This is a genomic window from Sphingobacterium sp. HJSM2_6, from assembly GCF_049316305.1.
In the GTDB taxonomy this organism is placed as follows: domain Bacteria; phylum Bacteroidota; class Bacteroidia; order Sphingobacteriales; family Sphingobacteriaceae; genus Sphingobacterium.
Window position 1 is genome coordinate 69921 of record NZ_JBMOXB010000010.1, and the last position, 26515, is coordinate 96435.

The 26515-nt window shown below is 34.8% G+C and carries 21 protein-coding genes; 4 read left to right on the forward strand and 17 right to left on the reverse strand.

Annotation, left to right across the window (positions count from 1 at the left end):
• Positions 1-9 precede the first annotated feature (9 nt).
• Positions 10-1431 carry an RtcB family protein gene (locus ACFRAE_RS10410; protein ID WP_422797093.1) on the forward strand — a complete coding sequence of 474 codons (1422 nt, stop codon included), beginning with the start codon at positions 10-12 and terminating at the stop codon, positions 1429-1431.
• Positions 1432-1726: 295 nt separating this feature from the next.
• Entirely contained in the window at positions 1727-2842 is a 1116-nt protein-coding gene (locus ACFRAE_RS10415) for a redoxin domain-containing protein (protein WP_422797094.1), read from the forward strand.
• Between the two features lie 404 nt (positions 2843-3246).
• Here the strand turns inward: ACFRAE_RS10415 and ACFRAE_RS10420 are convergent, their stop codons facing one another.
• On the reverse strand, positions 3247-3735 hold the full coding sequence (locus ACFRAE_RS10420) for a GNAT family N-acetyltransferase (protein WP_422797095.1): 489 nt from the start codon (positions 3733-3735) through the stop codon (positions 3247-3249).
• A 172-nt stretch (positions 3736-3907) separates the two neighbouring features.
• Here ACFRAE_RS10420 and ACFRAE_RS10425 point away from each other — a divergent pair, with 172 nt between their 5' ends.
• Positions 3908-5041, forward strand: a complete 1134-nt coding sequence (locus ACFRAE_RS10425) for a DUF4932 domain-containing protein (protein ID WP_422797096.1) — start codon at positions 3908-3910, stop codon at positions 5039-5041.
• Between the two features lie 11 nt (positions 5042-5052).
• Here the strand turns inward: ACFRAE_RS10425 and ACFRAE_RS10430 are convergent, their stop codons facing one another.
• The 15 genes from ACFRAE_RS10430 to ACFRAE_RS10500 all read right to left on the reverse strand — a co-directional run bounded on the left by ACFRAE_RS10430 (position 5053) and on the right by ACFRAE_RS10500 (position 22172).
• Entirely contained in the window at positions 5053-5592 is a 540-nt protein-coding gene (locus ACFRAE_RS10430; RefSeq protein WP_422797097.1) for a hypothetical protein, read from the reverse strand.
• 10 nt (positions 5593-5602) lie between these two features.
• Positions 5603-6337, reverse strand: a complete 735-nt coding sequence (locus tag ACFRAE_RS10435; protein WP_422797098.1) for a hypothetical protein — start codon at positions 6335-6337, stop codon at positions 5603-5605.
• 123 nt (positions 6338-6460) lie between these two features.
• A complete protein-coding gene (locus tag ACFRAE_RS10440; RefSeq protein WP_422797099.1) occupies positions 6461-6964 on the reverse strand; it encodes a hypothetical protein in 504 nt (167 codons plus the stop codon).
• A complete protein-coding gene (locus ACFRAE_RS10445; protein ID WP_422797100.1) occupies positions 6957-7958 on the reverse strand; it encodes a phosphoribosylaminoimidazolesuccinocarboxamide synthase in 1002 nt (333 codons plus the stop codon). The genes ACFRAE_RS10440 and ACFRAE_RS10445 overlap by 8 nt, the downstream gene beginning before the upstream one ends.
• Positions 7958-9301 (reverse strand): hypothetical protein, encoded by a 1344-nt coding sequence (locus tag ACFRAE_RS10450; protein WP_422797101.1) that lies wholly within the window; start codon positions 9299-9301, stop codon positions 7958-7960. The genes ACFRAE_RS10445 and ACFRAE_RS10450 overlap by 1 nt, the downstream gene beginning before the upstream one ends.
• 610 nt (positions 9302-9911) lie before the next feature.
• The gene (locus ACFRAE_RS10455) at positions 9912-10520 is read right to left on the reverse strand and encodes a protein-tyrosine-phosphatase (RefSeq protein ID WP_422797102.1); all 609 of its coding nucleotides are present in this window, start codon (positions 10518-10520) and stop codon (positions 9912-9914) included.
• Positions 10521-10544: 24 nt separating this feature from the next.
• Positions 10545-11009, reverse strand: a complete 465-nt coding sequence (locus tag ACFRAE_RS10460) for a DUF6428 family protein (protein ID WP_422797103.1) — start codon at positions 11007-11009, stop codon at positions 10545-10547.
• A 50-nt stretch (positions 11010-11059) separates the two neighbouring features.
• Positions 11060-11389 (reverse strand): ArsR/SmtB family transcription factor, encoded by a 330-nt coding sequence (locus ACFRAE_RS10465; protein ID WP_422797104.1) that lies wholly within the window; start codon positions 11387-11389, stop codon positions 11060-11062.
• Positions 11390-11552: 163 nt separating this feature from the next.
• Positions 11553-13028, reverse strand: coding sequence for a redoxin domain-containing protein (locus tag ACFRAE_RS10470; protein WP_422797105.1), 1476 nt, complete (start codon positions 13026-13028; stop codon positions 11553-11555).
• 5 nt (positions 13029-13033) lie between these two features.
• Positions 13034-14539 carry a PKD-like family lipoprotein gene (locus tag ACFRAE_RS10475; RefSeq protein ID WP_422797106.1) on the reverse strand — a complete coding sequence of 502 codons (1506 nt, stop codon included), beginning with the start codon at positions 14537-14539 and terminating at the stop codon, positions 13034-13036.
• A gap of 11 nt (positions 14540-14550) precedes the next feature.
• Positions 14551-15279, reverse strand: coding sequence for a DUF4843 domain-containing protein (locus tag ACFRAE_RS10480; RefSeq protein WP_422797107.1), 729 nt, complete (start codon positions 15277-15279; stop codon positions 14551-14553).
• Positions 15280-15289: 10 nt separating this feature from the next.
• A complete protein-coding gene (locus ACFRAE_RS10485; protein WP_422797108.1) occupies positions 15290-16774 on the reverse strand; it encodes a RagB/SusD family nutrient uptake outer membrane protein in 1485 nt (494 codons plus the stop codon).
• 33 nt (positions 16775-16807) lie between these two features.
• Complete coding sequence (locus ACFRAE_RS10490; RefSeq protein ID WP_422797109.1) at positions 16808-20227, reverse strand: SusC/RagA family TonB-linked outer membrane protein; 3420 nt, start codon at positions 20225-20227, stop codon at positions 16808-16810.
• Between the two features lie 227 nt (positions 20228-20454).
• Complete coding sequence (locus tag ACFRAE_RS10495) at positions 20455-21429, reverse strand: FecR family protein (RefSeq protein ID WP_422797110.1); 975 nt, start codon at positions 21427-21429, stop codon at positions 20455-20457.
• Positions 21430-21608: 179 nt separating this feature from the next.
• Positions 21609-22172 (reverse strand): RNA polymerase sigma-70 factor, encoded by a 564-nt coding sequence (locus ACFRAE_RS10500; RefSeq protein ID WP_422797111.1) that lies wholly within the window; start codon positions 22170-22172, stop codon positions 21609-21611.
• A gap of 286 nt (positions 22173-22458) precedes the next feature.
• Here ACFRAE_RS10500 and ACFRAE_RS10505 point away from each other — a divergent pair, with 286 nt between their 5' ends.
• On the forward strand, positions 22459-23985 hold the full coding sequence (locus tag ACFRAE_RS10505; RefSeq protein ID WP_422797112.1) for a sulfatase family protein: 1527 nt from the start codon (positions 22459-22461) through the stop codon (positions 23983-23985).
• 127 nt (positions 23986-24112) lie between these two features.
• Here ACFRAE_RS10505 and ACFRAE_RS10510 read toward each other — a convergent pair whose 3' ends face one another.
• Complete coding sequence (locus tag ACFRAE_RS10510; protein ID WP_422797113.1) at positions 24113-26371, reverse strand: GH92 family glycosyl hydrolase; 2259 nt, start codon at positions 26369-26371, stop codon at positions 24113-24115.
• Positions 26372-26515: the final 144 nt, after the last annotated feature.

A 26515-nucleotide genomic window follows, 5' to 3' on the forward strand; every position in this document is an offset into this window, starting at 1 on the left:
TTAGTATTAATGGAAAATAAAAGAATAAATGGCAACGATTTGATTGCTTTAGGATATAAAGAAAATCATGCTATGGGAGTAGCATTGAAAATTAATAAAAAACGTTTGGGGCTCACAAAAGAAGAGATGCTTCAAAAGTTTAAAGATGTATTAGAAACTCCTGAATCCTTTTTGGAAGATCCAACTTTTGAGCCTTTGGCGAATATCTTGCTAAATATAGAAAAGATTGATGAAGAGCTGATTACACTGAATGATAAACCCAATGAATATACCGTCTATGGTGTAGAGAATATTGAGGAAGGTGCTAAAGATCAAATGAATGTAGCTATGACGCTTCCTGTAACTGTTGCAGGAGCCTTGATGCCCGATGCGCATCAAGGATATGGATTGCCCATTGGTGGTGTGTTGGCTACCAAAAATGCGATTATTCCTTACGGTGTAGGTGTGGATATTGGTTGTCGAATGGCGTTATCAGTTTTTGATTTACCTGCTACTTATTTAGATTTAGAACATCATAAATTGAAGAAAATCATAATCGACAACACCAAATTTGGTGCAGGTCATGGTTTTTTAAAGCACGAACGCTCGGATCATGCTGTATTGGATAACTCCTTGTTTGAAACTAATGCTTTCATTCGAGAATTGAAGGACAAGGCATGGACGCAATTGGGTACTTCTGGAGGAGGTAATCACTTTGTGGAATTTGGGGTAATGGAGTTCAAAGAGAAGGATGAGGTTTTAAATATTGAAAAAGGTTCTTATTTGGCATTATTGACACATTCAGGTTCTCGAGGAATGGGAGCTACCATAGCAGATCATTATACCAAATTGGCAAAGGAATTATGTAAGTTACCTTTCAAAGCACAAAATTTGGCCTACTTAGATTTGGATTCTGAGGCAGGACATGAATATTGGTTGGCGATGAATTTGGCTGGTGATTATGCTTCTGCTTGTCATGAAATGATTCATGTTAAAATAAAATCAGCCTTAGGAGCTGAATTATTAGCCAAAGTAGAAAACCACCATAATTTTGCTTGGAAAGAGCAAATCAATGGTGAAGAAGTGATCGTACATCGTAAAGGGGCTACACCTGCTTCCAAAGACGTTATGGGAATTATCCCGGGTTCTATGGCTACACCAGGATTTTTGGTACGTGGAAAAGGTGAGGAAACTTCTATTAATTCGGCATCACATGGTGCAGGACGGCTTATGAGCCGTACAAAAGCTATAAAGACATTACGTAAAAATGATCTTAAGACATTGTTGTCAGATCATGGCATTACCTTAATCGGAGCAGGAATGGATGAAGCACCTATGGCGTATAAAGATATTCATACGGTGATGTCAGCTCAAAAGGATTTAGTGAATATTGTAGCTACTTTCTCGCCAAAAATTGTTCGGATGGCCGATGATGGTTCTCGTGAAGATTGATGACAATAATTAAATGTTCCTGTTATATCATATGATATAACAGGAACATTTTTTTCTATGTCGTAAAGAACTTCATCTCAAACTTTCTTTCAAAATTTATAATCCAATTGTCAAAAAATACAGGAAATTCTATGTTTTCTATATGTTACTTTAAAAACACAACTCACTGATTATTAAAACAATTAAACATTCTGGGTGCCCGCTTAGTTTGTTTTGTGGCAAAGGTAAATGTTGAAACTTAATATTTCTATTTCTTTGCATTTTATTATATTTAAATTGTTATAAACTATTAATTATGAAAGTTTTAGTGTTGTTTTTGGCAGTATTTCCCTATTTCTGTTTTGCTCAATTAAAGTATTCTGTTTATGGAGACATTAAAGAGCTTAAAAGTTACCATACAGTATATTTAATCTCTGACAATAACAAAAATTCCGCAATCGTCGAAGATGGTAAATTCACGTTTATTGGGTCAATAGATAAGCCGAAACTCGTTACATTAGGTATTTTTGACACGACTAATAATAAATCATCAGTACCTCCAGTATTGCTCAGTTTCCGACAATTTTATTTATCTGCTTCAGAAATAATAATAAGCGGAGAAACGCTGAATAGTGCTTTAATTGATGCAGATAAACTAAATTCGATTTACTCTAAATATTGGTTTGAATCGGATAGTTTAAGAACTCTTGCGGTCCAAAGAAATAGAGTATATCTTGATAAAATGATGATAGGCATTTTGACAGATGATGAAGCAATTAAGCATCAAGAACAATTGCAGGATTTCATAAAGAAACATCAAGTATTTGATCTAAACTTTCTAGAGAATAACGATTTTTCTGAATTTTCTGTTGATTTAATAGACAGATATTTAAATCAATATAATGTTTTAGAGTTGAAGAAGTTTTACGAGAGAATTCCAGTAAATTTTATTGATACAAATCAAGATTCAAGGGTCAAATCCAAAATCAATCGATTTGAAAAACTATCAGTTGGTGCTGTAGCGCCCAATTTCACGATGCTTGATACTTCTAGAAAGGAAGTATTTTTAGAACAATTAAGAGGGAAGGTAATCCTACTTGAGTTTTGGGCTTCTTGGTGTATTCCATGCCGCCAAGAAAATCTATTTTATTTGGACATCTATAATAAGTATAAAGATAAGAACTTTGAAATTGTAGCAATATCATTCAATAAAGAGAATGAGAAATCAGAATGGCTGAGAGCTATTCAAACTGACAAAACTCAAAATTGGATACATTTGTCTGATTTGAAAGGATATCAATCCCCCCTTTTTAAGTTGTATGAAATTGGAGGATTGCCCAATAGCTATTTGCTTGATGAAAAAGGAATAATAATAGGACACAATTTGAAAGGTAAAGATTTAGAAGATAAGCTTAAGATATTACTAAAATAGCTTGCATTTATTATCCAATTGTCATTAGACATCGAGAAAACTATGTTTTCTATTTGTTGCTGTAAAACACAATTAACTGATTCTCATATTTACTACACATTCCTGGCGCCCGCTCATTTGTTAAGAAAAAATTAGTGATGATTTAATGGATTTAGATGCACAACCTTTTCAAAAGTCCTTTATACCATATAGTCTATTATTTTTAAGCTTACCTTTTAGAGCCAATTAAAAAATAATATATTTTTCTTTTTTATTGAATTAAGACGATTTCTTAGATATGAGCAGGAGTTTTAAGAAAAAATATAAGTATAAAACAAGTTAACTAATCTTGTTTTTTGTAATTAGGTGAAAACCGAACATGATGGGCCATTAAAGTTTGAAAAGAACTACACTTCTATCGAATTTTAAACGGTTAAGATTAATTTTTCTGTTGGCAAATCATCTTCTATTCCGATAAAATAGCTTTTAAATCCAAACTTCTCTAATAATTTCCTAGAGGCGATATTTTCAGGGTCAATAATGCCAATCACTTGGAGTTTCGGATCAAATTCTTTTGCTAGTTGAAGTAATTTTTCACAAATGATAGTGCCGTAGCCCATTTGCCAATAATCACGTTTAAGAATATATCCTATCTCCAAAAGAGCATTATTATGTTTATATCGTTCAAGTTTACAATCTCCAATGAATAAGTTTTCTGCGTTTAGTACTTTAAATGTACCTAACTCTACTTCTTGGTTGTTTATGATTAATATGGAATGAAATTTCTCCTTTGCTTCCCTTTCACTTAAACCCTTTCCAGATATATAATGCATCACTTCATCATCGCTTACGAGTTGTTTGTATACTTCGAAATCTTCCAATTGGTATTTTTTTAAGGTTATTTGGGATGTCATATTTAATTAATTTTTTCGCAAGGTAAATTTACTGTCCTTACATGGGTTATCCAATTAATTGTTTCCTATAAATCAGGAATTCGCGATATGATTAACAAGGCTAAATATCTGTTAAAAATTATTTTATAATTCAGAAAAAATTGTAAGTTTAACGTATATAGCTTTCGGTTTTATGAAAAAAATAGGGATAATCATACTCTTGTTTCTAATTCATTCTTTTGTCTATACACAAACAAAAGATGTAAGATTTACAAATGAATATAGCAGGCTGAACGATAATAAAGTAAACATAGAAATTAATGAAGTCCAAGAATTGACTTATGTACTGATGGCTATATCTGCTACTGGACTTCAAGACTCTAATATGGTTAATCAGAAAAGCAACTATTATCAAGAGGTGATTCATCACTTCAAACCATATGCTAATCATCGCGCTATTCAAATTGTAGATTCTTTACTTAACGAGAGTATCATCTATTACATTTTCTTATCGTCTAATGCCTACGGGTTTCAGTTTGAGGGAGATCAATTAGTCCGCACGAAAGTTTATAACTTTCCAGCGAAAGGGGTGGGCACTAAAGATATCGAGGAAGATCCAATAGAGAAATATCTGCAGGAGTTTGAAGATTTTGCAAAAGTATCGAATTATAGAAAATTTTATCAGGAGCAATTTCCAACTTATAAAAAGATTATTGTTGATTATGAGAAATATGGGGAACTTGATAAACAAAAACAGTGGTTAGAATCTAAATTTGATTATAAAATCCATAGTTATCGAGTTTTGACTTCTCCTTTGATTGGAGGGATAAATGCGACCAGAACTTTTACTGATAATAATTTCAAAGAAATGCTATTGTATTTGCCTACGATTAAACAAGAGTCTAATTGGACCGAAGAATACAACGTAGCGATGAATAGTCGTGTCATATTTACTGAAATAGATCATAATTATGTAGGACCACTTAGTGATGAATTTAAGGATACGATAGGTGCTGTGTTTGATAAACGGGAAATTTGGGTAGATGCTACTGTCAAATCCACGGAACACTATCCAACAGCAATTAAAGTATTTGATGAATACCTCACCTGGGGCTTATTTGTTTTATATGTATACGACATATTTCCTCAGAATGAGAACATATTAATCCAGGTGATAGACCATGTAAATGATAAAATGAGGATTAAGGGATTTCCAAAATCGAAAGCGTTTAATAAGGAATTACTGGCGATATACAGAAAGAATCCCCAATTAAAAGTGAAAGATATTTATCCTGAATTATTGGCATGGGCAGCTTTAGTGAACTAATTATCACTGTATTATGCGGATCCATTTACCTGTAAATTTTCTAATTTTTGTTTCGTTAAATTGATGTGAATTTGCCAAAAATGGCTGCATCCATCTAAACCAAATACGAGCTGGTCCTTCCATTCCTTGAAATCAGCTTTGGAAAAACCTTTCATTTGATCGAACAATGTATACTTGGCCCATAAAAAGTTAACATACAATAGTTTATTGCCATTACCATCCGTGTAACCAAAATATTGTCTTTTATAATTTTTTAAATTCTTATGTATTACTGGACAGCCATTGCCCTGATTATATATTGGATAATTTGCAGCTTTTATATTTTTTTGGAGGATGATTTCAGCTTGATTTATTTCTTTTAAAGTAGGTGTAAACCTAGATATAGCAAGATTGAAGAGAAAGCATTCTGCATCTTTTGAAAATAGTACACTTTCAATTTTTCCTCGTTTAATGATCGTGGAACTGCTTTTATACTTTTCCACCTCATAAAACTGGCCTTTGCAGGATGTAAGGAGGTATAACATGAGTAGAAACTTGAATGGAGTTTTCACGAATTCTGATTTAGCCTAAGTATTTTAAATAAAGAACAAAACTAATGGAAAATATTATCGCCAACAAACTAAACAAGTTGAAGGTATTTGATTTTTTAAATCCTGCAATTTCTACGTTGGAGTTGAAAATAGCGTGAATAAGTGGTCTCGAATACAATAACAAGATGTAAGTAAGCCCTATAGTAATCAAGATGGATTGTAAAGTAGCTCCAAGATTTAATCCATAAAAAATATTAATCAACGTTAGATTTACCATGAATGCCAAAAGTAATAATGTAGCAAATAATTGGGTTTTACGATAAAACAGCAGGTAGGCACCAATGATCTGAATTAGAGCCAATAGGGTAGCAAATGGTTTGGAATAGCCAAAATAAAACCAAGTTAACCATTCTCCTGATTGTTGATTCATGGGTCTTATTGCTACATCTTCTGGAACAATAAATTGTAGGCCTACAATTTTTTTAAATCCAAATGTTGCTAAGTTAATGGCAAGTGCGTAAATGATACTTTGATTTAACAACTTATTTATACGCATGCTATTTATTTCGCCGGATTTTTCTCGATGATGCCAAATGAAAGGAAATATTAATGAAGTAATTAAGAGGATAATAATGCTAGAAAATATATAGATTGCTGGTAACCATGAAATAGTTCCACTATTGCCTAACACTAAAACTAAGGCACTAACCGTGAGTGCAGCGACGAGACAGCTATAGATTTTTTTTAAAATATGGGTTGAATTCATCTTCTTTATGTATTGGTTAGATAGAAGATGTTAGTCTTAACGATAATCCATAAATTTATTTTAACTAACTGATTTTATTTCGTTTCCATCGTAATGAATTAATTCGAGGAAAATGAATAACCGTTAAAGTATTTCATTAATTAGGTTTAACATTTCTAGTGGAGTATGCTGATCCGTATTCAAAGTGGTAACAGCAAATTGTTTGGCCAACTCTTGATATAAAGTCAAGTAGTATTGATGGTATTCATCTGAATATTGTTTTTCAATTCTTTGGGATAAACGATGTTTTATCGTGTCTAGTTGGGCAGTTAATAAAAATGTTTTAGGGAAATCTTGCCATTTTAGCCAATAGGTCTTGGGTAATAGCGATAGCACTGTCATCCAATGGCGGTCGAAGATCAAGGTTTCATGGATATGACTTTTTTTTATTTCCTGGAAACGGTTTTCAGCAAAGGTGATAAGTTCCTCAAATTTTTCTTCATCAGCTAGCTTAATTAGTTGTGTTCCATAATCTCCTTGAAAGGGTCGCACATATACTCCATTTAATTGCGCAGCGAGAAGTTGACCTAATGTGGTCTTTCCTACGGCATCATGACCGTCTAAAGCTATTATTTGATGATTATTCATGCGTGTCAAAAACAATATGGTATAAATTCTGATATTGTTCTTTCAAGTCATCGGAAGAATTTCCATTTCGCCAATTGTCTTTACATAAAGGTTTCGCATGTTCCAAGTCTTGACTGTCCCAACGGATTCGCATACAGTCTGGACTTACTTCACCATAGATTAACTTGCCCGATTTATCCACGAAAATGCACATATCTATTAAGATAATTCCTTTTGCTTTAAATAACTTCTCAATCCATAAAAATAGATTTCTTGCCATTTCTTTTGCATAAGGCACATTCTTCATCCAGACCATGGCATAATCATCTGAAATAGGTTCGTCAGCTAATCGATTTCCTTCATGGTCTTTCAAAGGGTTTCTCCAATCAAAGCAGACAATGGGAAATTCAAATCGGCTCCATTTCTCTAATGGAGCATGATCACCTAAGACTGTTTCATATTCTTCGGTGTATTTATATCGATGTAATGGTGACCCAATATGGTATCGCTTGATCCGTATTTCAATGTTGCAACTCTCTACTTTTCGTTGTACCATGAAATGTCCTTGCTCATTCTTGATTTCCGCAACAAATGAACTAACAGGTTTATGGTTTATACTGTCTTGATAATGTTCAAGTTGCCTATATAATTCGGAGGTGAATTTTAATCGTAAGTTGTCTGTTCCTTCTGCAATACCGTAGCGATTATGGGTATAGGAATAAACGGTAGGTTTAAACTTCTCCATCACTAATTTTGCTGTGATAAGTTTTATCACCTTGCTTTCTCCTTCAATCAGATCTGGCAGAGCATCAAATTCAAGCGGTAGCTCATTAAAAAAATGCTCGATCAGACTTCGTTCAGTTGGATAGTGTTGACATAAAGTTTCGGTGATTTCAAATTGCCAGGCATCATTTTGCTGTTCAGAAAGATCAATGGAAAATCCAAAATCTTGAAGTTGAGCGATAAAGGCTTCACTTTGTGCAGTCTTCACGAAATCTTTGATAGGTATATTCATTAGAATTTGATAAAGTGATATTCTTCATTTAAGGCATCCATAACTTTTAAAGTAGCGATATAGGCGTTGGATATCGCTTCCCATGTACGGTTCTCGGTACATAATTGCATTTGTTGATCAATGGAATAATGGAATTGTTGCTTTGTCCACTCATTGATAATTTCCTTATCAATTGGATCTCCGTAGGCAGAACGAACTCCCTTCGTAATATGCATCGGTATCTTGATGAAATAATGGTATATATTTTCGTTGCCTGATAATCCAAAATGTTTTCCTTCTTGTGATAAAAAAGAAGCCATGCCTAATAATTGTCGAAGTCTAATAATTGCAAAACTGAAGTTTCGAAGTACCAGAACTTCTTTTGATTTAACAGGAATTTCCACCTCTCCATATATACAGATTACATTATTATCTAAATTGTCTCCAGAATAAATTTGATAGACTTGAAAGTTTTCCTGCGAATAGACACTTAAATTAATATCAAATCCCTGATAGGTTGGATTGGTTCCTTGTAAAAGATTAAAGGCTTGGTCTTCATCTTTTACGACGATGATAACGTCATAATCATTAAAAACTTTACTGGTTACTGATGATCCGTAGACAAAGACTGCAACTAAATTTTCGCGTAAAGAACTTTTGAAATCGGCTATAAATCCAAATTTTTCCTTTTCAGTGGAACTTAGGTTTGAAGCTTTAATTTCTTTCGGATTAAAGGATAAGGGATTTTGACTGATAGACTGGAATATGTTTGCGAATAGTTTTTTAATGAGTTTAAGTTTATTCAAATGACTATCGTTAGGGTCATTTCCTATTGAAATGATTTGATTTTTGAAATCTTCAATATCATTAGTTAATCCAAATTCCTTTTCTCTGTAATGCAAATATTGCCATAACCTATTTAATTTACTATCTATTGTACCTTCCGCATAGCGATTCTGGATTATAGCTGCACTAAGAGTACAACCTGCAAGAAATAATAAAGAGTTATAATATTCCTGGGTTAAATCAAATTGTTCGAGATATTTATAGCGCTTGCTTAACGTTCCCTTTTTAATAGAGGCTAAGAATTGCTCGAGTTCTGAATTTGTGGATGGATTATTTGCTTCTTTTTTAGCGCTGAAATATAATCTTGGATGTAATATGGATGCAAATTCAAAAATCTTTCGAGTGATCGGTCTGGGATTAGTAATTCCTTCCTGTTTAGCATATTTTAGAATCTCTATGATGTCTTTTTCCTCCAATTCATTCTGGAAAATCATGAAGTTTATAAAATTATTATGGACATCTTTTTTCCATGATGGAGGAAGATCTATACGCCTAATTCCTAAAAGTTTATTATTCATAGCCTATAAATGAAAATATGAAATAGTATTTATTTCATGTTTTATTAAAAAGTTGGAATTCTAGATTTTAAAAAGTAGCAGCTAAATGTGTTTTGGACGAGGTACCTTATTTAGTAGTGGCAGTTACAATTGGTTTAATAATATGAAATTTAGTGTTTTAAATTGATTTGTAAAAATTTTATTATTGGAAAAATAAATTTTTTTAACAGGATGAATGGGGTAAATCTGATGCTGTTGTTTTCATTATAAGTATAGGCTTGATTATTCCAAGGGTTGGAAGTTAATCTTCAACAATTAGGGAATTGGAGGAATTTATGAATGGAGATTGGAGAGCAAAGGAAAGCGAACTAAAAGGCCTCCATTTTTTAGAGGCTCAGATGAGCAAATTGTGACTGGAGTTCAAGGTAAAGATAGATCAATTCATTGGTAGTATCGGATTAATTCCTACGATGAAAGCAATAAGAGGTTGGTTTTATACTTCCTGCAAAAGATTGACTTCGAGAGAATTATACATTAAATAGTACGCTCTGCTTTACCTTGAATTCGATAAATAGCAACAGCTTTGTAAGTAAATTGAAAGGTAAAATTACGTTGGTCCAGCATATTAATTTTAAAAGCTACCTTCAATTTTGGAGAAAATAAACATCATTTCAGTCGCTATTTCAATACTCCTAAGCCTATAGGTTTCCGTTTGTAGAGGTGTTCCATCAGATTTTTTAGGGTCCTCATATGCTAAAGAAAATCTTTGTTCGGCACCGGGGATATATGGACAACCTTGGTCTGCATCCGTGCAAGTCATAATGGCTGCAAAGGAGGATTTAGGGTTTATTATATCATCAAATTTTTTGGAATAAGCGATGATTGCGGGTTCGTTATCAGTAAATTTTACCGCATAAATAGGATTTATACCAGTGGAAAGCTGAGCAATGGTACAACCTTGTGTTTTTAGTGTATCTAGGATTTGATGATTTATTTCACTTATTTCTGTTCCTCCAGAGTAACAATTTACATTCGAAACGTCATAATGAAATGCGGCTATTTTGGCCCATATTTGGGATAAATGGCTTCTCCTAGAATTATGTGTACAAATGAAGTGCAGGTTAACGGCCTTTTTGCTGTTTACTTTTTCCTGAATATACGTGATTACTCCTTGTAAGGCTTTCTTTCTCCCTTCAGTTATTGATTCAAATGAAGGGAGGTTTTGGATGGTATCCATCATTGTTAAGTTCATACAGTTGATACCTTAGCAACATCCTGAATCAGGCGAACAAGTACGAATAGGTAGTTCGCCAATTTTTACTTTAGGCTTTTGACTAGGGATACCACAAGCATCTGTAGCTAAACAGGCCGTTTGTTTATTCTTTAATACGAATGATTTTCCATTGAAATCTAAATCATATTTACCTATTGTTTCTGCCTGGTACTCAACCTCAATATCTGCATCTTCAATTCCTAATTGCTCTTCCGATAGACGGATGATCTGAGCGAGTTTGCCTGGTTTTAATCGATGGTCATAATCGTCTGCATTCCACAATTGAAAATTTACTTTTGTTTCCGTTCGAATAACTCCTCCACAGTCAATAAAATTTTTTTGGACTTGCCCTACTTCTGTAACATGAAAATGTTCAGGGACAAATTGTCCGTTTTCTAATTGAAATTCTACAGTTTCTAACTGGTTCAAAATGCTTTTAACTTCGGATAGTTTCATAATGATGTTTTTATAAATGTAATATTACGATGATAATGGATAAAAAATTTTTAGCAACAGCTATTTGTTTGGATATCTTGATTAAAAAATTGTTGAAATAGTTGTTGAAATTCCTTCCAAACTACTTCATCTATGCAATAACAAACTGATTTTCCTTCTATACTACCTTGGATGATTCCTATATGTTTTAGTTCTTTTAAATGTTGAGAGATAGTAGCTTGAGCAAGTCCTAGTTCTACCACCAAATCAGTACATATACAACTTTGTTGATTGATGATATGCTGTATGATAGCGATACGTGCTGGGTGTCCTAATGCTTTAAACATTAAAGACAATTTATTTTGTTCTATCGAGTGTAAATCTGTTTTGGTAATTCCCATAAGTTTAACATATACATCGCAATATTACGATATTATTTTTTAAGTTACCGTATTCCTTTTAAAAAAACTTCAAAAACATTAAAAAAGGCGCTTAACAGATTTGTTAAGCGCCTTTAACTCATGGACAAGGATTAGTGAACATGATTTTTCCTGTTCAATGGATTTAAGATTTTTTATCCGCTGCTTTTTTGGTCGCTTCAATCAATTCTTTCATCTCTAATTTGATGTAATTTACATCAGGAGTAGAGCCTGTTAATGCATAGCGTATTACGCCATTTTTATCAATAATGAATTTAGCAGGAATGCCTTGTACACCTAATTTTTCTGCTAATATCTTTCCGGATTCAGCATCTTTTTGATCATCAAATAATACTTCAAAAGGATAATTATTCTTGCTGATGAAGCTTGCTACGTTTTCTTTATAGTTTTTGTCTCTTTCCCAGGTGTTGATAAATAGAAATTGCACTTCTTTATCATCTGCATACATTTCTTGAGCAGCTTGCATTCCGGGGAATGAATTAATACAAGGACCACACCATGTTGCCCAGAAATCTAAAACTAATGTTTTACCTTTCAAACTTGCTAAAGATACTTTTTCACCTTTCAAATTCAACAATTCAAAGTCTGGTGTAGGCTTGTTCGTCGCGTATTTGCTAATGTGATCTTGAATACTTTTCACGACCTCTACGTCTAGTCTATTGATATAAGCTTCATAGCCTTTATCAGTACCATTTAAAGAGGTGTAAATTTCTTTCATTTTATCTTTCTGCGAGAAATTACCCGTTTTATAAATCAACTCTAATTGTTGTAATGCTTCCAATTTTCTACCAGCTAATGCTAAGGATTTAAAGTATACTGAACTGAATTTCGAAGCGTTTTCTGGTTTTAAAGCAATGGCTTTTTCCAGTAATTGCAACACTTCATCATGCTTGCCTTGGTTACTATATACGTCCGCTAATTGACTGACATATCCTGGATACCCCACACCTGCAAATCCAGCACGGTTGTCTTGTTGTTCTTTTGGAAGCTTAATGTAGTATTCTGCGTCTTCAATGGATTTTAAAATAAGGGGCAATGCTGCCACAGTATCCTTATTTTCTAAAAGCGTTGTAGCGACAGGAATATAGCCTTGTGCACGCCAAAAACGTTCATTCAATTGATCAAGGTAACCTAGGGCTTTGACTTTATCGCCTTCATCAGCATAAGTTCTCGCAATATTGGCAATCAAATAGTCGTAAGCAATTTTTATTTCATCATTCTGTGGGATCGGCCAAGTCTTTAGCAGTTTTTTATAGCTCTTTTCTTTATCAATTGCCGTTTTTTGTTTATAAAAATCATTGGTGACAAATACTTGGCGCGCTACTAAGCTTTTTGGAAATTTCTTAGCAATCACATTTCTTAAAGAATCGGAGCTTTCTTGTTTACCCAATCGGTAGATAAAATTACTGATCGTTTCCAGTCTGTTTGCGTCTTTGGATTTTTTCGATTCTTGCAATAGCTCTGCAGCTAGTGCTTCTTTTTGTGCTAGTTTTCCATTTTGCGCGATATCATTGATGCGTTTGGTTTCTTCATCCATCGTATTTTGGGCAAATAATAAGCCGGATGTGAAAAGTAGTGCTGCTGTTATTTTAAATTTCATTTTTATTAATATTTATAAGCTAAATCAATTATTTTTCCAAAACCTGTAAAGGTTTTGTCTAAGCCTTCTACCGAACCACTTTGAGTAATCTTAAAGAAATATACTTTACCCTCAGTCCCATTCCATGTGGTAACAATTAGACGGGGAACTGCATTTCCATATCCGTGTTTTTGAAACTTGATTTTGGTGACCGTTTCGTTTGCAGGAAAGGTGTATTCAGAGGTATAAGCGTTGGAAGTCACTTCGTACCGTATCAACTGGGTATTGTTTGCATAAAACAAGTGCGGAGATAGGGTAGAGGATGAAACATCAAGGGCAGAAGAAATGCCTGGGGCATTTATTTCTTGTTTTCCGATGGTGATCGATGGATTATTTGCATTTCTATGTGTTCTGAACTGCAATAGGTATCCTTTACCGTCATTATCTTTCATGACAGCATTACGGATTTCAATAATGTTGGAAGAATCTAATTTGATGAGGTCTAATCCAATATTATTCATATCGAAGATACTGCTGGTTTGGTTGGCATCATCAAAACTGTTTAACGCACTGGTTGTAACGCCATAGAATCGTTGGTTTCTCGCATCAAACATGATCACATTATAAGTATCCGTATAGGTATTTCCAGAAATATGCTGAGGTGCTAATTCGTAATCATAGCCATGTTGTGGAGCGCGAAGCTGTGCGCCAAACTTTTTAGCGCCTGGAAATCCTCCGACCATATTGATGTGCACATGACCTTCGTTGACAATGATGCCTACATTATTTCCTGAGCTACCACCCCAAGCCATATATTGAGGATTAATTACTGTTGGAGGCGCAAAAAACAAGTAGTTATAATCAAATCGTTTTTTCATGGTTGTACCATCCAATTCCACGGCATCTTTGTCGGCTACAATGTAGTATTTCTTTCCACTAGGGCCTACATCATCAGAAATTGAAGCGTTGGATATAGAAAATGCTTTTGGTTTGTACAATGGAGACTCACTATTTCGGAAAGAATAGATGTCGTGGTATACTGTTCCATTATTTAAAATCATTGATAAGTCCGCCTTTCCAGATTTATCTTCTAAAAACATCCAACCCTGTGTGAAAAGGTCAGAAATGCTAATTTGATAAAAATAGAAAGAAGATATTCCAGTGGCTTTGTTAGTGACTTTATAGGTTAACTTATAGTTTTCCCCTATGGTGAAGATTTTAGGGTCTATTACATAATCTAAATTCTTTGAAGTTGCAATTTTTGTACTATCCTGTACATATGATGCACTTGCCGAATTTAAATAAACAAACCATTCGTATGAAAGATCATCTTTATTGCCATTTAATTGTACTTCAGGGTTCAATTTTAAGGCAACTCCCTGTTGCACAAATAAGGTTCCAGTGGTAGACTCATCGTTAATACCAATCTTAGGGATATCGGTATAATTATAATTACCGTTGTCCTTTGCACAACTAAACATTATTAATCCCAATGCAAAGGCAAGAAATAGGTTACTGATATTTATTTTCATGTATTTAATCATTAAGGAATAATAACTCGGTTATTATTTTCGTCTATCAAAGGACCATTCGCTTTCTCATATTCGTAAAGTGCAATTCTACCTTTATTGATCATATTGCTTTGATCTTGAGGGTATAGGAAAGCAGCATTCCATGCCGTATACTTTAATTGCTGAGTGAGAAATAAGATTTTAGTATCGGAGTAATCACCAAACATGTTCTGCCATAACCTTGGCCAATTGGTTGGTTTACTTAATAAATCCGTAATTGAGAATTTTAAGGTTACCCGATTTACTTTAGCATTTCCAATATGATCCTCATAACCAATTTTAAAATGTTCATTTTCTGCAATGAGTAGATCAGCTTTAACGACGCTGTCTTTTAATCCAGGGCGGCGGAAAAATATTAACGCTGTGGAAGCTTCTGAACTATTTGCAGGAATAAATAAGTTATCAATTTTGAAATGATAACCTTGTTTCGCTGTGGCCCCATCTTTTACCTGTATGGCAATTTGACGATCATAATCTTTAGGAAATCCGATAATTCTAAAATTTAAAGGAATCGTATCAGATAATGTGGTACTAGGTTCAAAGGCAAAACTTTGTTCTATACTATCACGTGAAGTTGCGGTTGTATTTTTCAAAAAATACACACGAGCATCTTCCTCATACATTAATTGTTTGTCTTCTTTGCAGCTTACTATTCCAGTTAATAATAGAAATAAGCTACCTATATGTATTAATTTTTTCATTATTTACTGCTTAGTTTATTCCAAACTCTATTTCTTTATTCGGTATTGGGAACACATATTTTCCTAAATTAAAGGACCAATCCACGGTATTTTGTAAGGACAATTGGTTTTTGCGTTTATAATAATACCACAATTGGCCTTCAGCCATAAATTCTTTGCGATACTCTTTGAATATTTCATTTGCCAATTGAGTCGCATTGCTAATGTTTGTATTACTTAATGCAGGAATTAAGCGAGCCGTACGAACCTTGTTTAGATAAAATAAGGCTTCATCAATGCTTGGGCTTGCTTCCGCAGCGATATAGTACATTTCTGCTAATTTGATAACAGGAACAAGTTTTTGATTTACATTGATAACATTCGCTCCAACATGGTATTTATTGCTGTAAATGGTAGAGGTATTAAACACATTCCATCTGCTGTTGGATGCTTGAGGACCACGTATATCGATGGCATGTCCCGTAACTGAAACCTCGTAGTAGGTGTTTAAGTTATTTTGCGTAGAAAAATAATCTTCTCCTTCTGCGGCACTACTTTCGGTTTTAAAATAGCGGTCAGAAACTATTTTTTGATCTGATTTATAAACAGAGAAAATATGTTCTGTACTAAATGTGGCATTGGATAGCTCCAATGTAGGATTGGTGGTATTGGTGTTCCCATTTACAAAAAAGAACTTCTCACTGTCAATAACTTCCTTCGCGTATTTTAACGCATTGACGGAGTCCTCGTTGTATTGATAAACTCGGGCTAAAATACCCTTGACTGCCCAATAATTCAATCTATTTTGACGAAATGAATTAAATATTTCCAGATTCGTAATTCCAGTATTATCCTTTATTTGATCAATGGTCGTATTGACAGCTAATAAATTTTCTGCAGTATTTAAATCGCTGATAATTTGTGCAATAATTTCATCAAAATCCAAAGCCTTGGTTGGTTTGACCGTAAAATCATTCAAATAAGGGATGGTCGATTGATCTTCAGCCGTCAATTGAGACTTTACAGGTGCAAATAACCTTAACAAATCGAAATGAATCATTGCTCTAATCGCCAAAGCTTCCCCTTTGATTATATTAAAGTTGTTTTGTTGAAACATGGATTTATTGGCGTCGATATCTTTCAATATGTAATTTGTTTGAGCGATAATCGCGTATTGCTCATTCCAAAGACTATTAATTGTCGTCTCTACATCGGCATCAGTATAATTATACCGCGCTAATTGACCATAGGTGTCGGTAGTCTGATTGGCTTTGTTTTGGAATAGCTGGGCTAAAACATCTAAAACACCATATCCTAAATCCTTGCCATAACTTTTATTATCAGCCATTTTTTGATAGGTACCTATCAATGCATCTATATATCCTTGTTGGCTGCTGAATTGCTTGTCTTCGGTGGTTTGGGTGCTTGGTTGCACGTCCAACCATTTATTGCAGGAACTCAAGGTCCCTAAGGTTAATGCTAATATGGATAGTCCAATGATGGATTGCTTTTTCATATTTACGTTCATTTTTATGTCCATCTTCATTAATTAAAAACTAGTTGATAATTGCAAAGTAAAGGAGCGACTGAAAGGATAATCCAAACCACGTTCTCTACGGATACTAGAAAACCGTGCTACATCATTTGAATAAGCTGTGATTTTTGTATTTCTCATTCCCCACTTTTTAGTTAAGCTATCATTGAAACGATAAAATATGGATACACTTTCTAATGCTAATAAATTATCATTTTGAACAAATCTAGAGGTAGCATGCGTAAGCCCAGTATTGCTATGACCATCTGCGTCTACTAGCGCTTTGTAAAAAGTATGATCGCCTTGTTTCAACCAACGTTCTTCAGAAACTCTTCTATCGACATTATAGAGAGGTACACTTACATTTTCTACACGATCAACTAAGGTTTGATTATAAGCTTGTCCACCTACTTTAAAACGTAAGAAGGCATTGAATCCGATTCCTTTATATTCGAAATTAGTACCAAAAGTACCTTCTAGATCGGAACGCTCATCTCCAATTATGATTTGATCCAATGGATTGTATAGATTGGTTAACTGACCGTTTTTAGTTAAGAATATTTCATGACCAGTAGCCGGGTCAATACCCAAAGATGGGACAGCCCAAATTGCAGAGGTAGACTGACCTTCCGCATATCGTATGATCGGTGTGGAGGACAACTGCTCATTAGCGGCTTTATTCAATGCTGCAATGGTATTGGAAACTCTTTCAATTTTATTTTTCACCGAGAATAAATTCAAGAAAACAGACCAATTATTTCTATTTTCCTTGCTCGCAATGATATTAAACTTAGAATACAACTCCCAACCGTTGGATTTCAAATCACCCATATTTTCTTTGTAATCGTTAAATCCAGAGGAGGGGGCAGTAGAAATAGAAGCTATTGAACCTTGAGTTTTTTCAATATAATAGTTTGCCGTTAAGTCTAATCGATTGAATAAGGTGATGTCTACACCAATGTTATTCTTCTGCGTTTTTTGCCAAGCTAAATTAGGATTTCCATAGCCTAATAGGTGGGTTCCTATCAAACCCCTGTATTCGGTAGCCGTAAAATACTTAGACGTGGTCAATCCATAGAAGGAATCAAAGTTTTGTGATCCGGTATACCCAAAGGAATAACGAAGTTTAAATCGGTTAATTGCTTCCATGTTTTTAATGATACCTTCATTATGTAGATTCCAACCCGCTCCTGCAGACCAGAAAGGAGCAAATCTGTTATTGATACCAAATTGAGATGAACCATCTACTCGGTACGAGAAATCCAACAAAAATCGGTTATCATGAGCGAAGGATACATTGGAAAACATACCGGCAAGGCGTTTAATGTTTTCTGTCCCTTCAGGCTTTGTTCCCTGTTGAAATTGCAAACCCTGCGTGATGTTATTCATGGTGGCATTTGGAAAACCAAGCACTAAGAATTTTTGTGTTTGATTATCATCCTGAGAAATATTGGCTCCTAATGTGGCGAATATTAAATTTTTGCCAAATGTTTTATGGAAGTTTGCCGAGAAAATACCCTCATACCGTTGATTTTTACCGTAGCCTTTACCATATGATCCTTTTTCAAATGTAGGAACATTTGTAAATGAGGAATGCTGTGCTGGTAAAAACTTATTGGATTCATCTGACTGATATAAATACGCGAAAGTTCCTCGTAGTTTCAACCAAGAATATGCTTGCCATTCCAACGCAAAGTTATTGATGATACTGTGGTATTTACTTTGATCCATTATATTCAAACTCGCATCATACAGTGGATTCGTTGGACGTCCAGTGTAACCTGTTAAGTTATCGTATCTATCAAAGTTTATTAATCGATTACCTGTGTCTTCACTGTAGATTTCCTCTAAATATAATTTGTAAGAACCATCCGTATTAAAAGGCGTCCAATAGGGATTTAGTTGGGTATATTGTTTGAAAGACCCATATTGTGAGTTGTTGCCTACATTACTTACGAGCGTTAAATCATTTTTAAACATTAAGTTTTTTATCCGGTAGGACAAGAAGGTATTACCAGTCATGGTTTGTCTGTTTGAGCCCTTCATGACCCCAGAATTATTAAAATAATTTAAATTCACACCAAATTGGACTTCATCCTTTCCACCGTCTATAGAAAAATTATGTTTTTGACCAATACCTGTCCTTACAGGTTGTGCTAACCAATCCGTGTTGACACCAGAATTGACCGCTCTCAAGCGTTCGTTGTAGATAGTTTTAAGTTGTTGATCGGTAAAATTCCAACTATTGTTATAGACGCCAATTTGATTCTCTATTGCTAGCTTCTCTTGTGCATTAAGTACGTCGTAACCTGTTAAATCGGGTGCCTCGAAGGTCATATTACCGGTATAGGTAAGGTTTAATTTACCTGCCTTAGGTCTTATAGTTTCAATGACGATGACGCCATTGGCAGCCCTAGAACCATAGATGGAAGTTGCGGTGGCATCTTTTAATAAATCAATACTTTTAATTCGAGTAAGATCCAAATCGTTGATACGGCTTAGCAATACTTCAAAACCATCTAAAATAAATAAAGGGGTATTCGGACTATTCCCATAATTAAACGGACTGGCACTAGAAGTATTCGGATCTAATAAGCTATTTCCTCCACGTAGAGTAACTTCAGGAAGCACATTAGGGTTAGAGCCAAAGTTTAAATTATCAGGCATTTGAAACGAGGGATCTAAGGATTTTATCGCCGTAAACACATTATCACTTGAAACATTTTGCAGTTCTTCTTGTGTAAAGGATCGTGCAGCACCCGTATACATCTCCTTAGGTCTTTCAAATAAACCTGTTATTACCACATCTTCAATTGCTTGAGCTTTGGCAGATTTAAGTAAAACCCTAATTTCAGATTGCTCTTTGAGCATTATTTCCTGCGTCTCATAACCGATCATGGAGAAAACTAAGGTTACTTCGTTTTGAGGTAGAATTAAACTCCAATGGCCATTTTGATCTGTTGCCGTATTCAATTTGAAATTTGAAGAAGAGTTCCTTACATTTTTCACTTGTACAGTCACACCAGCTATGGGCTTGTTTAATTCTCCAAGGACAATTCCTGATATTGTTTTTTGGAACACTGCCGTTTCATTAGTTGGCGCACTGCTCGTTCTATTTGCTACCGAAAGAATAATATTCTTTCCTCGCTGAACATACGTTAACGAAGTGTTTTCTAAAAGCTGTTCCAATACTTCTGCCATAGGAGCTTTGGAAGTACTTAAAGTTACTTTATCAAATTGTGCGACGATATCACTTGGATAAAAAAACCGTAAACCAGATTGTTTCTCCAGTTCTTGCAACGCTTGTTTTAAAGTAGCTTGTTTGAAACTAATTTCAACGGTTGTTGTATGGACATTCTGTCCAAATGTGTCTGGTGCTGCAAATAAATGGAGTGAAATTGCAGACAACGCAGCACATATTAATTTTACCTTCATAAGAAAAAGAAAGTTAGTGCGTTTATGCAAGGCGGTAATAATTAAATGTTTACCCCTTGCAAAAAACCATAGTTTTTGCATTATTTGTAATGGGTTTAAGTAAAACAATAAGTTAAATCTCATAACTCCCTTTAGCTTCCGAGGGCGGGGGAGTTTTGCTTCTTTTCTCTCGTATTATTTCATGTAAATTTTCTTCATATTCCTGTTATTTAGTTTGGGTTAGTTTATTAATTAAAACAGGATTCCCCTGTTATTTGATAGTGATTCTCTGCTATTTTTTTATAGGATGTGTTACTCGTTAAACATAGATTGGTTAATACTTCTTCTAAATTTTCAGTCCCTTGAAAAACGCCAGACATATGGCATTTTTCTAATTCCGTATTTAAAAAATCAATGGTTACTTGATAGCGACGTTCCAGCTTGTTCACGATGAGACCGAAAGGCATGGATTCAAAGTGCATATCTTCTTCTTTCCATTGAGTTTCATTCTTCGCAACTTGGATACTAGCCTTCGTCTTATTATTCAGTTGTTTACTGTCGGAGATTATTAATTTTTGATCAGTAGTTATTATTCCTAGCACTTCTTGTTCATTCTCTACCCGAACTTTCCCATGATCTACAAGAACTTCAATTTGATTGCTGTTGGGATTCGCTTGAATCGAAAATGCGGTACCGAGAACAGTTGTTTTTATCTGATCAGTACGAATGATAAAAGGCTTTTCTTTATTGGGAGTGACGTCAAAGTATGCTTCTCCGATAAGCTCCACTTCCCGGTTCATCTCTCCAAAACTTTCAGAAATCAATAATTCACTTCCCGGACGAAGAATGACAATACTACTGTCTGGGAGCGTGAGGTGTCTGTTTTCAGTCTGATTAGTAGTTGTTTTGGCGGCTAAATAATATTTATCCTTGGAAGTTGATTTTGAAAAATAGATAAAGGCTACTACAAGCACTATAGAAGCAACTGCGAGGTATGACCAAACAGTGTTTTTTCTTTTTGCTACTGGTTTTTCGATCGTTTGTTTCCAGATGTTGGCTTTTAAACGGTTTTGTAGACCCTCTACATTATCATCTTTAAGATCCCAAATAACCTCATCCTCTTGCTTTGAAAGGTACCATGCTTCGAGCAAGGCGATTTCTTCAGGGCTAGCTTTGCCAGATAGATATTTTTGAATCAGATGCTGTATTTGTTTCTCTTCCATAAAGTGAGGGCTTCCATATAGATGTTCCTTCTCGACAAAGCTTACCCTATATGATTTTGAAAAATAAGTTGAAAGCGTTTAAGACTCTATGTGATAATCAAAGAGGATATTTCAAGATCACTATGGGAATTGCTGGTTTGTTACGAAACTAACCTGATGCGGTATAAGGAATGGAATTGTTAAAAGAATAAAAAAGCGAGAAGACTAAGACCTACTTTTTGTAGGTTAAAGCGCAATACTTTAAGGGCTCTCGTTATATGTGCCTCCACTGTTTTTTCAGAAATATTTAGCGATGAAGATATTTCATGATTACTTAATTGGGAATCACGGCTTAATTTGAAAACGATTTTACATTTTTCAGGAAGCGTATTCACCACGGAGTCCAAATAATCTTTCAAAAATCGAGCATCTATTTGCTCATCTTCCACATAATATTCATGAACAGGAACATGACTTTCAACTTCAATATGCCTATTGTTTTTATGGATGGCTTTGAAGGTGCTGTATTTAACTGCAGTAGCTAAATATCGCTCCAACGAATCAATTTGAAGAAGTTCTTTTTTGTTCCACAGCGATATAAACACTTCTTGTACAACGCCTTCAGCTAATGTTTGATCTCGAAGATAGCGAATGGATAAACCCAATAATTTTTTCCAATAAAGATTATATATTTCTGTAAATGCTTGTTCCGACCCTGTTTTCAGTGCCTGAATAAGTTGTTGATCATGTTTGATAATCTTCACAGAATTTAGATGCTTATTTTTGCGCAAATCTCCTAAAAAAATAAATAAATCCAAAATATTACCGAATTTTTGCTTTAAAATTTTAATAAATTGATGAAAGTGTTAATAAAATCTAAATTATTTATCACTTTTTATCACTTTATTTCAATTCTATGAAGCAATAAATTGGTGCTTTATGGAAATAAATACAGGAAAAACTGGTCTTTTTTCCATAATAATAAGATGAGGATTAAATATTTTATTTTTTTCCTTTCATTATAATATCTTTGGGTATAAACATCTTTCTATGCGCGCTATTTTATTATTTCTACCATTTGTCTTTTTTACAACTGGTTTTGCACAACAAAAAAAACCAAATATTGTCATTATTATCTCCGACGACCATTCTTATCAGACGATTGGAGCCTATGGCTCAACAATAGGAAATACCCCTCATATTGATCGAATTGCTAAAGAAGGAGTTGTTTTTAACAAAGCCTATGTTACCAATTCCATTTGCGGACCTAGTCGAGCGAGTTTATTAACTGGGAAATACAGCCATCATAATGGCTTTAAAGATAATGAAACGTCAAATTTCAACTTCAATCAAGATACTTTTACTAAGCAATTGCAAAAACAAGGCTACCAAACTGCATGGATTGGGAAAATTCATTTGGGAAACAAGCTTCAAGGCTTTGACTATTACAGTGTTTTGGTAGGGCAAGGGCAATATTTTAATTCAGATTTTATTTCTGCTCGTTCAGCAGGCGAAGAGAAAAAAGAGCGGGAAGAAGGCTATGTTGCAGATGTTATCACCGACAAGGCATTAAACTGGATGCAAGAGTTAAATGAAGAGGAGCCGTTTTGTCTCATTATAGGCCATAAGAATACGCATCGTACCTGGATGCCCGACCCTCAAGATTTCGGAAAAAATGATGACAAAGTGATTCCTATTCCAGAAACCTTTTTTGATCAGTATGAAACAAGAAAAGCAGCAGCTATTCAAGAAATGAGCATTGACAAGGACATGCAAATGGAATATGACCTTAAAATGTTTTCCTCATGGGATAGTATCCGGAAACAAGGACCTTTTAATCGCTTTACAGATTCGCAATTTCAGCAATATAGAGCATACTATGAACCGATCTACCAAGAGTTAAAATCTGCTCCACTACAAGGAAAGGAATTAGCCAAATGGAAATATAATCGGTATATGATTGATTATCTAAATACTGCGGAATCCATGGATAGAAATATAGGGAAGGTATTGGATTATTTAAAAGCAAATAATCTGGAGGAAAACACCTTGGTTGTTTATCTGTCTGATCAAGGGTTTTATATGGGTGAGCATGGTTGGTTTGATAAGCGATTTATGTATGAAGAATCATTTAGGACACCGATGCTGATGAAAATGCCAGGTTATATTCAAAAATCGACGAAAATTGATCAGATGGTGTTGAATGTGGATATTGCCCCAACCATATTAGAATTGACAGGGGCTACTGTACCCAAAGATTTAGATGGTAAATCTTTTCTTAGTCTTTTAAAAGGTAAAAGTAAGCCTATTAGAAAACAATTATTTTACCATTATTATGAAAATGGTGAACATGCCGTTTCGCCTCATTTTGGAGTGTCGGATGGTCGATACAAATTAATCCGATATTATAAACGAGTGGATAACTGGGAATTATTTGACCTAAAATCAGATCCTAGGGAGCTCAAGAATATCTACGATGAAGAATCGCAAAAACATATTGTTGCTCGAATGAAGAAACTGTTGCTGAAAGAGATTAAATCCGTCGGAGATGTTGAGGCATTAGCTTTGGTCAATTAATTTCGCTACAGCTTGAAATTCTGGAATCCTGTTTAAGCTATTAGGGTTATAAAACAAACATAAACCCCTTGTAAAGACTTCCATCTTCACAAGGGGTTCATCATTTTTTGTAAGCGGTATAGGCTATTTATTTAGGGATCTTTCCCCAATTCTTATTGGCTTTATCACCCATGATAAACTCCAATGTTCCTCCCTTTAACAAATCCTCATGCGAAATCAGGGCCTGATCTAAAGGTTTGCCATTCAATTTTGCAGATTGAATATACTTGTTTATATCTGAAGTGTTCTTTGCAATGACGGTAAAAGTTTTTCCATTTTCTAGTTTTATGCTAGCTTTCTCAAAGAATGGAGACCCAATACTATACGTTGGAGAGCCTGGCGTAACCGGGTAGAATCCCAACTGAGAGAATACGACAAAAGAAGATAATCCCCCGCCATCCTCATCACCAGGAACACCCATCAAATCATTTCTAAACCATTGCTTGATTAGTGTTTTAATTCGTTTTTGAGTCATCCACGCAGCATCTGCATAATTGTATAAATAAGGGATGTGCAATGATGGTTCATTAGCCATCGAGAATTGGCCTACATTACCCGTATGATCTGGCAATTGTTGGTAAAAATCGAACTTTGATTTCCCTAAAGATTGTACAAACATGTCATCTAAATTTTTTACGAATGATTCATTTCCACCCATCAGTTGTATCAAATCAGGAATGTTATGCTGTACATCCCAACGGTAAATCCAGGCATTATTTTCGCCATAGTATCCTCTGGCCCCTTGTCCACCTGCAAATACATAATCAAATGGCTCTATGAATTGGCCATTAGCATCTTTAGGATGAAAGAATTTAGTCTTTTCATTAAATAGGTTTCGGTAATTGAAAGACTGTTTGATAAATAGTTCATAGTCTTTTTGATGACCCAAATGTTTAGCGAGTTGTGCTAAACACCAGAGATCGTAGGATGTACCTAAAGTTACGGCAACGGGTTGCCTTTTTTCGAAACTATGCACCTCCGGGTAAGTTTCCTCTTCTCCTGGTCGTAGTGCTGGGATATATCCATTATCCACAAAAAATTGATCCATTTTCCCTGCAGGTTTACCGGACCATGGTGCCAAGGTTTTCTCGGTTATTGCTCCTTTTGCTGCACGATAGGCCGATTGATAATCGAAGTTACGAATACCTTTCTCATAAGCATCTAAGAGTGCCGCTACCCCATGATTGGAATTCATTCTACGGCTATCACCATTAATCTCCGGAAAGGTAGGTAACCAAAATTGATCCATTTGTTCCGACATTCTAACAAATGATTGTAATATCTTGGCTTCTTTGCTAGGTTCAATCAAAACATTTAATGGGTGATGGGCTCTATAGGAATCCCAAATCCAATCGTCCGTGAAAAAAGAAGTGCCTTCATCATCATGAACCTTTCCGTCGAAACCACTAAAATATCGTCCATCTTCTGATATGTTTACTGGTCTTTCAAAGGTGCGGTATAGTGAGGTGTAGAAGATGTTTTTATCATTTTCATTTTTTCCTTCTACTTTCAATTTGCCAAGGGCCTTATTCCATACAGCTTTTCCTTGTTCTTTTACTTTTTCCAGGTCATAGTGTTTTATTTCACGGTTTAAATTTGCTTGTGCTTGTTTTTCATCAATGAAAGAAATGCCATAACGTACATGGAGAACGCGAGAATTGGGGTTAAAAGACAATACGATGGCCGCTTGATTTCCTGTCGCCTCATGGCCAGCCGTTTTATTCCCATCCTTTAAAATCGATATTTCCTGTGGTTTCTGATCAAATTCAGCATATAGATACACTTTGGTTCGATTTCCAATATCTTGACTTCCTGAAATGGCATTTCCCGACCATTTCATTTCCCCTCTACGAGAGTTAAATACTAATTGTGGGTTATCTTTTCCTTCAAAATGCAATTTATAAATCGCCGATTGATGGGACACCGCAAAGTCAACAGCTATCTGATCTTGATCCAGGTAAACAGAATAGCTGTAAGGATTAATTTGTTCTTGGTCATAACTATACTGTAACACGGGGCGTAGGGCCTTGTTATTATCGTTGATTGGGCTCAAATTAAAAGCTGAGCTGCCGCGATGACTCGTAACTATCAGCGGCAATCCTTGAATGCGATCAGAAGTAAAATCTCCTCGTTCCGGATAGACCCTTAGCAAACTATTTGGTAAATGGATTGTCGGATAAGTTGGAACTAACAGATGAGAAATATTGCCCATGTATGGATTGACATAGTCAACTTCCGTTTTTTGACCGTATAAATCCGTAGAATAGGAGGTGACAGATAAAAATTGGATTATTACCAGTGCTTTTAGCCATCCTTTATTCAAAGTTGACAATTTCGATAGATGCATAATTTGTTTTTAATAGGTTCATTATATGAAGCCATAAAAATACAAAACGAATGTTATTCACCAGTAATTTAAAAGACTAATTCCTAAAAATTGATGAGTTGCTGAGAATATAAAGAAAATGTATTGCGGCAGTCCAGTAGGTTT